Origin of the sequence: Bacillus haikouensis (assembly GCF_013179555.1) — a bacterium.
GTDB lineage: Bacteria > Bacillota > Bacilli > Bacillales > Bacillaceae_B > Rossellomorea > Rossellomorea haikouensis_A.
The window spans coordinates 1-15,282 of the sequence record NZ_JABMCR010000089.1; the positions used below are offsets into that span (position 1 = coordinate 1).

Annotated in this window: 13 protein-coding genes; all 13 read left to right on the forward strand. The window is 42.4% G+C overall.

Going from position 1 to position 15,282, the window contains the following annotated elements:
* Positions 1-548, forward strand: a 548-nt coding sequence (gene spoIIP / locus HP456_RS10485; protein WP_172250753.1) for a stage II sporulation protein P, incomplete at its 5' end; no start/stop codon positions are given.
* 18 nt (positions 549-566) lie between these two features.
* Entirely contained in the window at positions 567-902 is a 336-nt protein-coding gene (locus HP456_RS10490; RefSeq protein ID WP_172250755.1) for a DUF3679 domain-containing protein, read from the forward strand.
* A 223-nt stretch (positions 903-1,125) separates the two neighbouring features.
* Positions 1,126-2,958, forward strand: coding sequence for a translation elongation factor 4 (gene lepA, locus HP456_RS10495; protein ID WP_172250757.1), 1,833 nt, complete (start codon positions 1,126-1,128; stop codon positions 2,956-2,958).
* Positions 2,959-3,052: 94 nt separating this feature from the next.
* Positions 3,053-4,189 carry a radical SAM family heme chaperone HemW gene (gene hemW, locus HP456_RS10500; RefSeq protein ID WP_172250759.1) on the forward strand — a complete coding sequence of 379 codons (1,137 nt, stop codon included), beginning with the start codon at positions 3,053-3,055 and terminating at the stop codon, positions 4,187-4,189.
* 347 nt (positions 4,190-4,536) lie between these two features.
* Positions 4,537-5,571, forward strand: a complete 1,035-nt coding sequence (hrcA, locus tag HP456_RS10505; RefSeq protein WP_172250777.1) for a heat-inducible transcriptional repressor HrcA — start codon at positions 4,537-4,539, stop codon at positions 5,569-5,571.
* Positions 5,572-5,668: 97 nt separating this feature from the next.
* Positions 5,669-6,226 carry a nucleotide exchange factor GrpE gene (grpE, locus tag HP456_RS10510; RefSeq protein ID WP_172250761.1) on the forward strand — a complete coding sequence of 186 codons (558 nt, stop codon included), beginning with the start codon at positions 5,669-5,671 and terminating at the stop codon, positions 6,224-6,226.
* A 38-nt stretch (positions 6,227-6,264) separates the two neighbouring features.
* A complete protein-coding gene (dnaK, locus tag HP456_RS10515) occupies positions 6,265-8,094 on the forward strand; it encodes a molecular chaperone DnaK (protein WP_172250763.1) in 1,830 nt (609 codons plus the stop codon).
* 184 nt (positions 8,095-8,278) lie between these two features.
* A complete protein-coding gene (dnaJ, locus tag HP456_RS10520) occupies positions 8,279-9,409 on the forward strand; it encodes a molecular chaperone DnaJ (protein ID WP_172250765.1) in 1,131 nt (376 codons plus the stop codon).
* 23 nt (positions 9,410-9,432) lie between these two features.
* Entirely contained in the window at positions 9,433-10,380 is a 948-nt protein-coding gene (prmA, locus tag HP456_RS10525; RefSeq protein WP_172250767.1) for a 50S ribosomal protein L11 methyltransferase, read from the forward strand.
* Positions 10,381-10,386: 6 nt separating this feature from the next.
* Positions 10,387-11,139, forward strand: coding sequence for a 16S rRNA (uracil(1498)-N(3))-methyltransferase (locus HP456_RS10530; protein ID WP_172250769.1), 753 nt, complete (start codon positions 10,387-10,389; stop codon positions 11,137-11,139).
* 5 nt (positions 11,140-11,144) lie between these two features.
* Positions 11,145-12,491: a tRNA (N(6)-L-threonylcarbamoyladenosine(37)-C(2))-methylthiotransferase MtaB gene (gene mtaB, locus HP456_RS10535; RefSeq protein ID WP_172250771.1), complete on the forward strand. Its 1,347-nt coding sequence runs from the start codon at positions 11,145-11,147 to the stop codon at positions 12,489-12,491.
* 378 nt (positions 12,492-12,869) lie between these two features.
* On the forward strand, positions 12,870-14,531 hold the full coding sequence (locus HP456_RS10540; RefSeq protein WP_172250773.1) for a glycoside hydrolase family 13 protein: 1,662 nt from the start codon (positions 12,870-12,872) through the stop codon (positions 14,529-14,531).
* Between the two features lie 320 nt (positions 14,532-14,851).
* Positions 14,852-15,282, forward strand: a 431-nt coding sequence (deoC, locus tag HP456_RS10545; RefSeq protein ID WP_172250775.1) for a deoxyribose-phosphate aldolase, incomplete at its 3' end; no start/stop codon positions are given.

Below are 15,282 nucleotides of genomic sequence, written 5' to 3' on the forward strand. Positions count from 1 at the left end.
TCCAATCAGATCTGGAGCAGCTTGGAATCGGTACAAGTATCGATAAAACGGATGTGGTTCAAAAACTGAATCAAAAAGGGTTGGATTATTATGAAGCATATCAGGAATCCCGCCCATTGGTGCAGACGGCGATGACAAACAATAAAGACTTATTATACTTGATTGATATCCATAGGGATTCTCAAAGAAAAAATGTCACCACAGCCAGGATAAATGGTAAGCCGTTTGCCAAACTTGCCTTTGTGGTCGGTGAAGAGCATCCGAATTACGAACAGAATCTCAAGATTGCAACAGAACTCCATAAACGTATTGAGTCGAAATATAAGGGGCTCTCCCGTGGCGTTATCTCAAAAAAAGGGAGCGGTACAAACGGAAAGTTCAATCAGGACCTTTCAGGGAATGCATTGCTGCTGGAGTTTGGCGGAGTAGATAACACATTCGAAGAGCTGGAACGTTCATCAATCGCTTTTGCAGAAATTTTCGCTGACTATTACTGGCAGGCAGACAAGGTAGAACATAACCTTTCTCCCGAGCCGGTGACTCAGTAAAACAAAGGATGATGAAGAATGAGTAAATTTATCTTTAAATGCTTCTTTCTGATCTGTTTTCTATTCGTAGGAGTGCTGATAGGCATGCAGCATGCCAATCAAGGAATCGTTGATATGAAAGGCCACGAAAAAGAATCCTTCACGTCTCCTGTCGGAATGAAACAAGACGAGGACGGGAATGTCGAGGCAACTTTTCTGGGAAATGAAGTCGAAAGCCAGACTTTATCTGAAAAAAAAGAGAAGCTCGAGGAAATGAAAGCTTTCAATGCTTTCTCGTCAATCGGTAAAGCCCTCGCAGAACTGATAGAAGGAATAACCGGCAAATTGGTGGAATTTTTTGCTTCGTTGATATGAAAATGGGAAAGGAACTAATTTTGATAACCCCTTACAGATATTCAAACTTTAAAGCTTTTTAAATAGTGGCTCATCCTGTTGGAGTTCTTCGGAGGATGAGCCACTATTCGTTTATTAACCATTTTCCAGCGGCAGCATCCCGGTTTAGATTGAATAATATATACTGTACTGCTATAATTCAAAATAGTGTACATGTGTGGATATTACAGGAGTTGAACGCAGAATGAACCGTGAAGAAAAATTGAAAAGACAATCAAAAATAAGAAACTTCTCTATCATTGCTCATATTGATCATGGGAAATCGACACTTGCCGATCGTATTTTGGAGAAAACAAAAGCATTGACGGCACGTGAAATGAAAGAGCAATTGCTAGATTCAATGGATTTGGAAAGAGAACGCGGAATCACGATAAAATTGAATTCCGTTCAGTTGAAATACCAAGCGAAAGATGGCGAAGAATATATCTTTCATCTAATTGATACACCGGGACATGTCGATTTTACATATGAAGTTTCCCGGAGCTTGGCAGCATGTGAGGGAGCGGTACTCGTTGTCGATGCTGCACAGGGAATTGAAGCCCAAACGCTCGCAAACGTCTATCTTGCATTGGATAATGACCTGGAGATCCTTCCGGTAATCAATAAAATCGACCTGCCTGCAGCAGACCCTGAGCGGGTGCGTCAGGAAGTAGAAGATGTAATCGGCCTGGATGCTTCAGAGGCAGTACTTGCTTCTGCTAAAGCAGGCATCGGGATAGAAGAGATCCTTGAACAAATCGTTGAAAAGGTACCGGCGCCGCAGGGAGATCCTGATGCTCCATTAAAAGCGCTGATCTTCGATTCATTATATGATGCGTACAGAGGGGTGGTTGCCTACGTCCGCGTGATGGAAGGCAGCGTCAAAGTTGGGGATAAAGTCCGCATGATGGCAACGGGTAAAGAGTTCGAAGTGACGGAAGTGGGGGTATTTACCCCAAAACCTACAGGATTAAAGGAGCTGACGGTCGGTGATGTAGGATACCTTACAGCAGCAATCAAGAATGTAGGGGATACTCGTGTCGGTGATACGATCACTTTAGCTAAAAATCCAGCAGTGGAAGCCTTACCTGGATACCGACGCTTGAACCCAATGGTATACTGCGGTCTTTATCCTATCGATTCAAATCGTTATAACGATCTTAGAGAAGCACTTGAGAAGCTTGAATTGAATGATTCTGCTCTTCAATATGAGCCGGAGACCTCTCAGGCATTGGGATTCGGATTCCGGTGTGGATTCCTGGGTCTGCTTCATATGGAGATCATCCAAGAGCGTATTGAACGTGAATTTAAAATTGACCTTATTACGACAGCACCAAGTGTAATCTATCATGTTCAGCTTACAGATGGTGAAGAAGTGAAAGTCGATAACCCATCGATGATGCCTGATCCGCAAAAAATAGATTTTGTAGAAGAGCCATATGTAAAAGCAACCATTATGGTTCCAAACGATTATGTAGGAGCTGTGATGGAACTTTGCCAAGGCAAACGCGGTAACTTCATTGATATGCAATATATGGATGACACGAGGGTGAATATTGTTTATGAACTTCCGCTGGCTGAAATCGTGTATGATTTCTTTGATCAGTTAAAGTCGAGCACCAAAGGTTATGCCTCGTTCGATTATGAACTGATCGGATACAAGGATTCGAAACTTGTCAAGATGGATATTTTACTGAACTCTGAAAACGTAGATGCCTTGAGCTTCATTGTTCATAGAGACTTTGCCTATGAACGCGGGAAGATCATTGTTGAAAAGCTTAAGGAGCTTATTCCGAGACAGCATTTCGAGGTGCCGATTCAAGCTGCCATCGGACAGAAAATCGTAGCGAGATCTACAATCAAGGCCATGCGTAAAAATGTACTTGCTAAGTGTTACGGCGGAGATATCTCCCGTAAACGTAAACTTCTTGAGAAGCAAAAAGAAGGTAAAAAGCGAATGAAGTCAGTCGGTTCTGTTGAAGTTCCACAGGAAGCATTTATGGCAGTACTGAAAATGGACGATTCTGATAAAAAATAAGATTGGTTCATGAGAAAAGGGGGAAAGAGGCTTGCGGCATCGAGCTCTTCTTACCCCCTTTTCTCTATGACCTGACAACAAAGGAGGGACGAATGTGGTAAAGTCCGCTTATATTCATATTCCGTTTTGTGAACATATCTGCCATTACTGTGATTTCAATAAGTTCTATCTGGAAGGACAGCCCGTGGATGAATATTTAATAAGCCTTGGCAAGGAGATAAGAAGCAGGGTCGGCCGCGGGAATTCTGAAGAGATTGATACGATCTTCGTTGGGGGGGGGACCCCGACGGCTTTAAACGCGAAACAACTGGATAAATTATGCGAAGAAATCACCAATAGTCTGCCGTACAACAAAGGAGAATTCACCTTTGAAGCAAATCCGGGGGATTTAACTGAGGATAAAATGAAGGTACTTATAGACCATGGGGTCAATCGCCTGAGTTTCGGTGTACAATCCTTTAACGATGACCTATTAAAAGGAATCGGGAGGTCACATAGAAGTAAGGACGTCTATAGTTCTTTGGAAACAGCCCGTAAAGTAGGATTTTCGAATATCAGCATCGATTTGATATATAGTCTTCCCAATCAGACTGAGGAGGATTTTCAGGACACTTTAACGAAGGCCCTGGAGCTCCAACTGCCTCATTACTCTGCTTATTCTCTCATTGTTGAACCGAAGACGGTTTTCTACAATTTAATGAGAAAAGGAAAGCTTCCCCTTCCTTCTCAGGAACAAGAAGCGAATATGTATGAAGTACTCATTGACACGATGGTTAAATACGGTATAAACCAATATGAAATCAGTAACTTTGCAAAAGAAGGCTGCGAAAGCAAACACAACCTTGTCTATTGGGACAATAATGAATATTATGGTTTAGGAGCCGGTGCACACGGTTATATAAACGGAGTCCGTTATTCCAACTACGGACCTCTGAAGAAATATATGGAACCTATAAATGAGGGAAGCCTGCCGACAATCCATGAACATAACGTTACACGTGAAGAAATGATGGAAGAGGAAATGTTCCTCGGTCTGAGAAAAGTAGAAGGCGTGAGCAAAGCGGCTTTCACCGAAAAATTCGGCTGCTCTATCGAATCGGTATTCAAGCCTTCATTAGAAGAAATGCAAAACCGCAAACTGCTGCACGTGGATGATGAACGCGTCGCGTTGACAAAGCAGGGACGTTTCCTCGGCAACGAAGTTTTTCAATCATTCCTTGGAGTGATCTGAAAAATGGTTAGCAGATTTCCAAAATTAGGATTTCTTAAAGCTTGATATAGTTATTAGCTGGCTCCAGCTGTTGATTGGAGTGCAAGACGAAGACTCCTGCGGGAGAAGTGGCCAATGTAAAGCCCCGCAGGGAGGTACGACCGAGGAGCTCACGGGTCACCCGCGGAAGGCGAAGTCTTGCACGGAAATTAACAGCGGTGATTCAAGGAATTTTTTTCAATGGGTGAACTGCAGTTAAGTTCAAGAAAACACCAAATCTAATATATTGACATCCACAATCTGATTTGATAATTTATTAATTAGATTTAGCACTCATCTTAACAGAGTGCTAACAGAGGTGATGAATGTTGTTAACAGATCGACAACTTCTAATTCTTCAAGTTATCATTGATGATTTTATCCTTTCGGCTCAGCCGGTCGGTTCAAGGAGCTTGTCTAAAAAGGATGCGATTTCATTCAGTTCTGCTACGATTCGCAACGAAATGGCAGACCTGGAGGAACTGGGATTCATTGAAAAGACCCATACTTCCTCAGGACGCGTTCCGTCTGAAAAAGGATATCGCTATTATGTGGATCATTTGCTTTCTCCACAGAAATTACAGAAAAATGACGTGCATGCACTGCGTTCTATTTTTTCAGAAAGAATTTATGAATTGGAGAAAGTGGTTCAGAGATCTGCTAAGATTCTGTCTGAATTGACGAACTATACAACGATCGTACTGGGACCTGAATTGAAGGAGAACAAGCTGACGAAAATTCAACTTGTGCCGCTGAACAAGGATACCGCGATCGCCATTATCGTAACGGATAACGGACATGTTGAAAACAAATTGTTTCATATTCCGCCGACGATGGATGCATCAGACCTTGAAAAACTGGTTCATATTCTGAATGACCGGTTAACTGGAGTACCGCTAAACGAATTAAACGATAAGATTTTCAAAGAGGTAGCCATTCTGTTGAAAGAACACATCCAGAATTATGATTTTATCCTGCATTCGATAACCGACTCCATTAACTCCACCGTTACAGACAAATTGTTCTTTGGCGGCAAGACCAATATGCTGAATCAACCAGAGTTTAATGACGTGCATAAAGTGCGCATGCTTCTTGAGATGATCGAGCAGGAAGAAAGCATCTATAATCTCATCCGGCCATCGGCAACAGGATTGAACATCAAGATCGGGAAAGAGAATAATCATCTGGCTATGGAGAATTGCAGTCTCATAACCGCAACTTATTCAATAGGTAAAGAGCAATTAGGTTCAATCGCAATCATCGGACCGACCCGAATGGAATATTCGAGGGTTGTGAGTTTACTTAATTACTTCTCAAACGATATGTCTCAGGTCCTCACCAAACTGTATCAAAGCAATGATTAGTGGACATATTGTATAATGGCTTAAACAGGCTCGGAACCATTTGATTCCGCGCCTTTGTTACGGGTATGCTTTATGTATTTGTAAGGAGGTGAACGTGATGTCTGAAGAAACAAAGCAACAGCAGGAAGAGCAAGCAAAAGCTGACAACGAGGAAGTTGTTGAAGAAGTATTCGCAGAAGAACCTCAGGAGTCTGGGGAAACAGAATCGGATGAACTTTCACAACTGCAGGAAAAGCTAGATGAATCTGAAAATCGTTATCTTCGATTGAGAGCAGACTTTGATAATTTCCGACGCAGGGTGAATGTTGAAAGCGAAGCGAAGGAAAAATATCGTGCTCAATCCCTTATCACTGAACTGTTACCGGCACTTGATAATTTTGAACGTGCATTAAATATAGAAGTTGATAATGATCAAACAAAAACCCTGCTTCAAGGGATGGAAATGGTTCACAGAAGCCTTGTTGACGCACTGAAGAAGGAAGGCGTAGAACCGATTGAAGCTGTAGGAGAGGAATTTGATCCCCATCTTCACCAGGCTGTGATGCAAACCGAGGATGAAAATTACGGCAGCAATATCGTCGTGGAAGAATTCCAAAAAGGCTACAAGCTTAAGGACAGAGTAATCCGTCCGTCCATGGTAAAAGTAAACCAATAAAATAGAAATTACATATTAAACAGGGAGGTATAATGACGATGAGTAAAATTATCGGTATTGACTTAGGAACAACAAACTCTTGTGTATCCGTTCTTGAAGGCGGGGAGCCAAAAGTAATTGCAAACGCGGAAGGTAACCGTACAACTCCTTCAGTCGTTGCATTTAAAAACGGTGAAAAACAAGTCGGGGAAGTTGCGAAACGTCAAGCAATTACGAACCCGAATACGATTATCTCTGTAAAACGCCACATGGGAACCGATCACAAAGTAGAAGCAGAAGGAAAAGATTATACACCTCAGGAAATTTCAGCGATGATCCTTCAGCACTTGAAATCATATGCAGAAGACTATCTTGGTGAAAAAGTAGAAAAAGCGGTTATTACAGTACCTGCTTATTTCAATGACGCAGAACGTCAAGCAACTAAAGACGCTGGTAAAATTGCAGGTCTTGAAGTGGAACGTATCATCAACGAACCAACTGCAGCAGCACTTGCCTATGGTCTGGATAAAATGGATGAAGACCAGACGATCCTTGTATATGACCTTGGCGGCGGTACGTTTGACGTATCCATCCTTGAACTTGGTGACGGAGTATTCGAAGTACGCTCTACTGCCGGTGACAACCGTCTTGGCGGGGATGATTTCGACCAAGTGGTCATTGACTACCTGGTAGCTGAATTTAAGAAAGAAAACGGCATTGACCTGTCTAAAGATAAAATGGCTTTGCAACGTCTAAAAGATGCTGCTGAGAAAGCGAAGAAAGACTTATCAGGTGTTACTTCAACACAAATCTCACTTCCTTTCATCACTGCAGGTGAAGCAGGCCCGCTTCACTTGGAAGTGAACCTGACAAGAGCGAAGTTTGAAGAACTGTCATCCGACCTTGTAGAACGTACAATGGGACCAACTCGCCAAGCTATGAAGGACGCAGGTCTTTCTGCAAGCGAAATCGACAAGATCATCCTAGTGGGTGGTTCAACTCGTATTCCTGCAGTACAGGAAGCTATCAGAAAAGAAACAGGCAAAGAGCCTTCTAAAGGAGTAAACCCTGATGAAGTAGTTGCAATGGGTGCAGCTATCCAAGGCGGAGTTCTTACTGGAGACGTTAAAGATGTAGTATTACTTGATGTTACACCACTATCGCTTGGTATTGAAACAATGGGCGGTGTATCAACGAAGCTGATTGAGCGTAATACAACGATCCCAACGTCAAAATCTCAAACATTCTCAACTGCTGCGGACAACCAGACTGCTGTGGATATCCACGTACTTCAAGGTGAACGTCCGATGGCTGCTGATAACAAAACGCTTGGCCGTTTCCAATTATCTGATATCCCGCCGGCACCACGCGGAGTACCTCAAATCGAAGTTAAATTCGATATTGATAAAAACGGTATCGTTAATGTAAGCGCGAAAGACCTTGGAACAGGTAAAGAGCAAAATATTACGATCAAATCTTCTACAGGTCTTTCTGAAGATGAAGTCGAACGCATGGTGAAAGAAGCAGAGGAAAACGCCGAAGCAGATAAACAACGCAAGGAAGAAGTTGAACTCCGCAACGAAGCGGATCAACTGGTATTCCAAACGGAAAAGACGCTTAAAGATCTTGAAGGCAAAGTAGACGAAGCAGAAGTGAAAAAAGCGGAGGATGCAAAAGCTGAACTTAAAGAAGCGATCGAAAAAGACGATCTGGATCTGATTCGCGAAAAGAAAGATGCACTGCAGGAAATCGTTCAAGCTTTGACAATGAAACTTTATGAGCAGGCTCAAGCAGAAGCACAAGCGGCTCAAGGAGAAGAAGGTCAAGCTGGAAAAGATGACGATGTCGTGGATGCTGAATACGAAGAAGTAAACGACGACAAAAAATAAAAAGCACTTTAGTGAAAAGTCAAAGTCAGGAAGGTTCTTGGCTTTGGCTTTTTCTATGACATGATGAAACAATGTTCGGACGGATGTCACAATGAATTGTTATGATTCTATTGTTTTTATTGATAATCCATAGAACACAATGTTAAAATAACCTTTATGCAAATGATTCGGGAGTGGTGTTTTTATGAGTAAACGGGACTATTATGAGGTTCTGGGTGTCGGAAAAGATGCCTCTAAAGATGAAATGAAAAAAGCATACCGCAAACTCTCCAAAAAATATCATCCTGATATTAATAAAGAGGCGGATGCAGATCAAAAGTTCAAGGAAATATCAGAAGCCTACGAAGTACTGAGTGACGATCAAAAACGTGCACAATATGATCGTTTCGGCCACACAGATCCGAACCAGGGATTCGGTGGAGGCGCTGACTTTGGCGGCGGTGGTTTCGGCGGTTTTGAAGACATCTTTAATACATTCTTCGGAGGCGGGGGCGGAGGTCGCAGAAGAGATCCTAACGCCCCTAGACAAGGTGCAGATCTACAGTATACGATGTCACTGAAATTCGAAGAAGCCGTATTCGGTAAAGAAACCGAAATCGAAATACCGAAAGAAGAAGAATGCGATACATGTCATGGATCAGGTGCCAAACCTGGTACGAAAGTGGATACATGTTCCCACTGTAAAGGTGCAGGTCAATTGAATGTCGAACAAAATACACCGTTCGGCCGCATTGTAAACAGACGTGTATGTCACTACTGTAACGGTACAGGGAAACAAATCAAGGAAAAATGTTCGACATGCGGCGGTGCAGGTAAAGTTCAAAAACGTCGTAAAATCAATGTGAAAATCCCGGCTGGAATCGATGACGGCCAGCAGCTCCGCGTCACTGGTCAGGGCGAACCTGGCATGAATGGTGGTCCTCCAGGGGATCTTTACGTCGTTTTTCATGTGAGAACTCATGAATTTTTCGAACGTAACGGAGACGATATCTACTGCGAAATGCCGGTCACTTTCGCACAGGCTGCCCTTGGTGATGAAATAGAAGTCCCTACATTGCACGGGAAGGTAAAGTTGAAAGTACCGGCAGGGACACAGACAGGCACCAGGTTCAGAATGAAAGGCAAAGGAGTTCCGAATGTACGCGGTTACGGTACAGGTGACCAGCATATTCAGGTGAAAGTCGTCACTCCTGCGAAACTGACGGAAAAGCAAAAGCAGCTGCTAAGAGAGTTTGCAGACATCAGCGGGCAGGTGCCGGATGAACAGCACGAAAGTTTTTTTGATAAAGTAAAAAAAGCCTTTAAAGGCGAATAACTCAGAACGGAGTTGGTAGGTCAATGAAATGGTCAGAGATTAGTATCCTCACTACAAATGAAGCAATTGAACCGGTTTCACATATCCTTCATGAATCAGGTGCGAGCGGAGTCGTCATTGAAGATCCGTTTGAGCTGATTAAAGAAAGAGAAGATATGTTCGGGGAGATCTACCAACTCAATCCTGAGGATTATCCAAGTGAAGGTGTCCTGGTGAAGGCGTATTTGCCGGTGAACAGCTTTCTTGGTGAAACAGTGGAAGAAATCAAGCAAGGTATCACCAACCTTGTCACCTATGATATTGATATCGGAGAAAATAAAGTGGAAATATCAGAAGTGAACGAAGAGGAATGGGCAACTGCCTGGAAGAAATACTATCACCCGGTAAAGATATCAGATAAGTTCACCATTGTGCCAACTTGGGAAGACTATACTCCAGTACACAGTGATGAACTCATCATCGAATTGGACCCTGGAATGGCATTCGGCACGGGCACTCACCCGACGACGGTTATGTGTATTCAGGCAATAGAGCGGATTGTGAAGCCTGACGACTCGGTGATTGATGTGGGGACTGGATCAGGTGTTTTATCCATTGCAGCTGCAATGCTTGCCGCTGCCGAAGTAAAAGCTTATGATCTGGACGAGGTTGCTGTGAGATCGGCAAGGTTGAATGTAAAGCTGAATAAAGTACAGAACAGAGTGACGGTTAATCAAAATAATCTTTTAAATGGCATTACCGGACAGGCAGACGTCATAGTGGCGAATATTTTAGCTGAGATCATTCTCCGATTTACAGAGGATGCATTTGAACTTGTTAAGCCTGGAGGATCTTTCATTACATCCGGTATCATTCAGCCCAAGAAAGAGCAAGTCAAGGAATCATTGGAAGCTGCAGGATTCTTGATAGAAGAAGTGATGGTAATGGAAGACTGGGTTGCCATTATAGCGAAAAAGCCTACGATGGAGTGAAGCATTATGCAGCGATACTTTATAAATGACCGGTACAGTGAAGATCAACCAGTTGTGATTTCCGGTGAAGATTTTCATCATATCGTACGTGTCATGAGGTTGAAGGAAGATGACCATATTTTTGTCGTATTCCATGACAATACTTCTGCTGTTGCACGCATTGAAACGATTTCCAGTGACTCGGTCGGAGTCAGGGTTGTAAAATGGGAAACAGGGACGAAGGAGCTTCCGATCAAGGTTGCGATTGCGAGCGGGCTGCCGAAAGGGGATAAATTGGAGTTAATATTCCAAAAAGGGACGGAGCTTGGAGCGGATCGATTTATCCCTTTTAACGCGGATCGCTCCATTGTGAAATGGGATGAAAAGAAAGCAAAAAAGAAACTGGATCGCTGGGGGAAAATCCTGAAGGAAGCAGCAGAGCAGTCACACAGAAATGTCGTTCCGTCTGTATCATCACCGGTTTCCTTTAAAGAACTGCTCACTTTAAGCGAACAATTTGACTACACACTAGTGGCATATGAAGAAGAAGCAAGATCAGGGGAAAAAGGAAATCTTTCTAAAACATTGAGTTCCATTAAAGACGGTCAGAGCATTCTTGTTGTATTCGGGCCAGAAGGCGGACTGACTGAAAAAGAAGTTGACCTTTGTAAAAAGGAAGGCTTTCTAGCGTGCGGCCTCGGCCCCAGGATTTTACGGACAGAAACGGCTCCATTGTATGTCTTGGCAGCCATAAGCTATCAATTAGAATTAATGAGGTGATTGTAATGCCATCAGTAGCGTTTCACACATTAGGATGTAAAGTGAACCACTATGAAACGGAAGCCATCTGGCAATTATTTAAAGAAGAAGGATATGAACGTGTCGACTATGATTCAATGGCAGATGTTTATGTCATCAATACATGTACAGTTACAAACACAGGAGATAAGAAGAGCAGACAGGTCATCCGACGTGCAATCAGGAAAAATCCTGATGGTGTCATCTGTGTCACCGGATGCTATGCTCAGACATCACCGGGTGAAATCATGGCAATTCCAGGTGTGGATGTTGTGGTCGGAACGCAGGATCGACGCAAGATGCTCTCGTATATTGAAGAATATAAGAAAGAACGCCAGCCTATCAATGGTGTAACAAATATAATGAAAAACCGTGTCTATGAAGAGCTGGATGTCCCGGCATTCACGGATCGGACACGGGCTTCCCTTAAGATTCAGGAAGGCTGCAATAATTTCTGTACATTCTGCATCATCCCCTGGGCTCGAGGGTTGATGAGGTCACGCGACCCTGAAGAAGTAGTGAAGCAGGCACAGCAGCTTGTTGATGCAGGATACAAGGAAATTGTACTCACAGGCATTCATACAGGCGGTTACGGAGAAGACATGAAAGATTATAATCTTGCTATGCTTCTTCGTGATTTAGAACAAAATGTAAAAGGGTTAAAACGGATTCGTATTTCATCCATCGAAGCAAGTCAATTGACGGATGAAGTGATCGAAGTGATCGATCATTCTAATATTGTGGTACGTCATTTGCACGTGCCCCTGCAATCAGGATCCAATACGGTCCTCAAGAGAATGCGCAGAAAGTATACAATGGAATTTTTCGCTGAGAGACTTGAAAAGCTGAAAAAAGCACTTCCGGGCTTGGCAGTCACTTCAGATGTCATCGTCGGCTTCCCTGGGGAAACGGAAGAGGAATTCATGGAGACTTATCGTTTCATTAAAGAGAATAAGTTTTCAGAACTTCATGTGTTTCCCTATTCCAAACGTACCGGGACACCGGCTGCACGGATGGATGACCAGGTCGATGAAGAAGTGAAAAATGAACGAGTTCATCGCCTGATCGAGCTTTCCAATCAACTGGCTAAGGAATATGCTTCCCGATTTGAAGACGAAGTACTTGAAGTCATACCTGAAGAAGTTTATGATGACGGCCGTTATGTCGGGTATACGGATAATTATTTGAAAGTCGTTTTCCCGGCTAAAGAGGAAATGGTCGGTCAGCTGGTTAAAGTGAAAATCACCAAAGCGGGCTATCCTCTGAACGAAGGTCAATTTGTTCGAGTCATGGAAGATCAGCATAAAGCTTCAAGTGAAAAAGCCGTTATTTAATATAAGTTGCAGAATCCTTTGAAAAGTTGTGAACTTTTCAAAGGATTCTGTTTTTATTTAGGAGCTATCTGAAAGCGAAATCATCGTTTATGATCCACATTTGAAATGTATAAACCGATAAAAATGACTATTAATAAAAACAGGCTATCATGCACGAACTTGTGAATCCCAGCATATAGAAACCCATTACTCCTATTTTTCTTAAATTATCTATTGCTAACTATGAGAGAAGGCTGTAAACTAGAAATGTCCATAGTGCTAGTTATCAGTGCTTTTTTTTAGCTTGATAGTGCAAACGATTGCGCATATTTGTGAATGTAACCCTAGGATTTAAAATGTAAGCGTGTCTACTTTATAATAATTTGACGAGGTGTTAGGATGAAAAAGTCATGGCGTAGAGAAGCTGTAGGCTATCAGGTCTATCCAAGGAGTTTTCAAGATTCAAATGGAGATGGGATTGGGGATCTTCAAGGAGTCATACAGCGATTAGATTACATAAAAGAACTGGGTATAGATGTGATTTGGATCTGTCCAATGTACAAATCGCCCAATGATGACAACGGATATGATATCTCAGATTATCAGGATATCATGAAAGACTTCGGAACGATGGAGGATTTCGATCAACTATTGAAAGAGGTTCACAGCCGCGATATGAAATTGATCATCGATCTTGTTCTCAATCATACAAGTGATGAACATCAGTGGTTCATTGAATCGGCAAGTTCGAAAGATAACCCAAAACGCGACTGGTATATTTGGCGTGACGGAAAGGGCGGGAAGGAACCCAACAACTGGGAAAGTATTTTCGGCGGATCTGCATGGCAGTATGATGAGAATACCGGCCAATATTTCCTTCACGTATTTTCCACAAAACAGCCAGATCTGAATTGGGAAAACAAAGAAGTAAGAGATGCATTATATGATACTGTAAATTGGTGGCTGGATAAAGGGATTGACGGATTCCGGATTGACGCCATCAGTCATATTAAAAAACGTCCCGGTCTGCCCGACATGCCGAACCCTAAAAAGAAAAAATATATTTCTTCATTTGATATGCATATGAATCAAAGAGGCATTCATACGTTCCTTCAGGAATTCAAGGACCGCACGTATTCAAACTATGACGTAATGACGGTGGGAGAAGCCAATGGGGTAAAAGCGGATGAAGCGGAGCTGTGGGTCGGTGCAGAAAATGGAAAGATGGATATGATTTTCCAATTTGAGCATTTAGGATTATGGGATGCAGAAACAAATCCTGAACTGGATATCGTAGAATTAAAGAAAGTGCTGACACGCTGGCAAAAAGGTCTTGAAGGTAACGGATGGAATGCACTCTTTATCGAAAATCACGATAAGCCCCGGGTAGTATCGACCTGGGGAAATGATAAGGAATACTGGAGGGAAAGCTCGACTGCCATGGCAGCTATGTATTTCCTGATGCAAGGGACGCCGTTTATCTATCAAGGCCAGGAAATCGGAATGACCAATGTCCAATTCCCTTCTCTTGAAGATTATGATGATGTAGCAGTGAAGAACCTTTACCGTTTAAAACGTGAAGAAGGTGTCAAGCATCAGGAAATCATGGAAATCATCTGGGCATCTTCGCGCGATAACAGCCGGACACCTATGCAGTGGTCTAATGAAGAAAACAGCGGCTTTACCACCGGTACTCCGTGGATGAAAGTAAATCCGAATTTCACCGCCATAAATGTGAAAGTCCAAGAAAAAGATGAGAATTCAATCCTGAGCTTTTACAAAAAAATGATTTCTCTCAGGAAAAAAGAAGATGTCTTCACATATGGAACGTATGATTTATTACTTCCTGACGACAAGCAAATTTATGCATACACCCGTATCGGGGAAAATGACAATATGCTTGTAGTCTCCAATCTTTCCACTAAAGCAGCGATATGCAAGCTGGACTTTGAGGTATCTTCAGAGAATCTGCTTTTGAACAATTATCTTGCAGTGGAGCATGAATCCGTAGATACATTGAACCTTAAGCCCTATGAAGCGAGAGTTTACAGAGTGAAATAATGACTTTTAAAAGGGCTGTCCGGTCGAATGGCAGCCTTTTTGAATCCAAGAAGTTTGTTGTTTTTTTCAGAACGACAGATATATAACGAAAAAAAAGCAGATAGGAATAACATTTTGCAAAATATCTTTGAAAACGCAGTCACCGAGAAGTTTATTAGGGGGGTCTTCGGAATAAAGTGATTCCAATTAATAGTTGTCAGTACTTTCAACTATTGATCATTTCGAATAGAAAATTGGGCATCATAAAAGAAAAACTCGTTTTTCCCCGTTTGATTTGATATGATATAAGAGGTACGGACAACTGCAAAAGGAGAGATAATATGACTGTAAACATCGCAAGTATGATCGATCATACTTTACTTAAACCAGAATCAACGAAAGAACAAGTTGAAGTTCTATGCCAGGAAGCAAAAGAATTCAAATTTGCATCCGTTTGTGTAAATCCGACTTGGGTTAACTATTCAAGCGAACTTTTAAAAGGTACAGAAGTTAAAGTTTGTACTGTAATCGGTTTCCCGTTAGGAGCCTCCACACCTGAAACGAAAGCATTCGAAACAAAGGATGCTATTGAAAAAGGTGCGACGGAAGTGGACATGGTCATTAATATCGGTGCTCTAAAGAGCGGTGATCTCGATCTTGTCAAGCGCGACATCGAAGCTGTTGTTGCAGCATCTAAAGGAAAAGCATTATCTAAAGTGATCATTGAAACTTGCTTGCTGACTGATGAGGAAAAAGTGAAAGCTTGCGAACT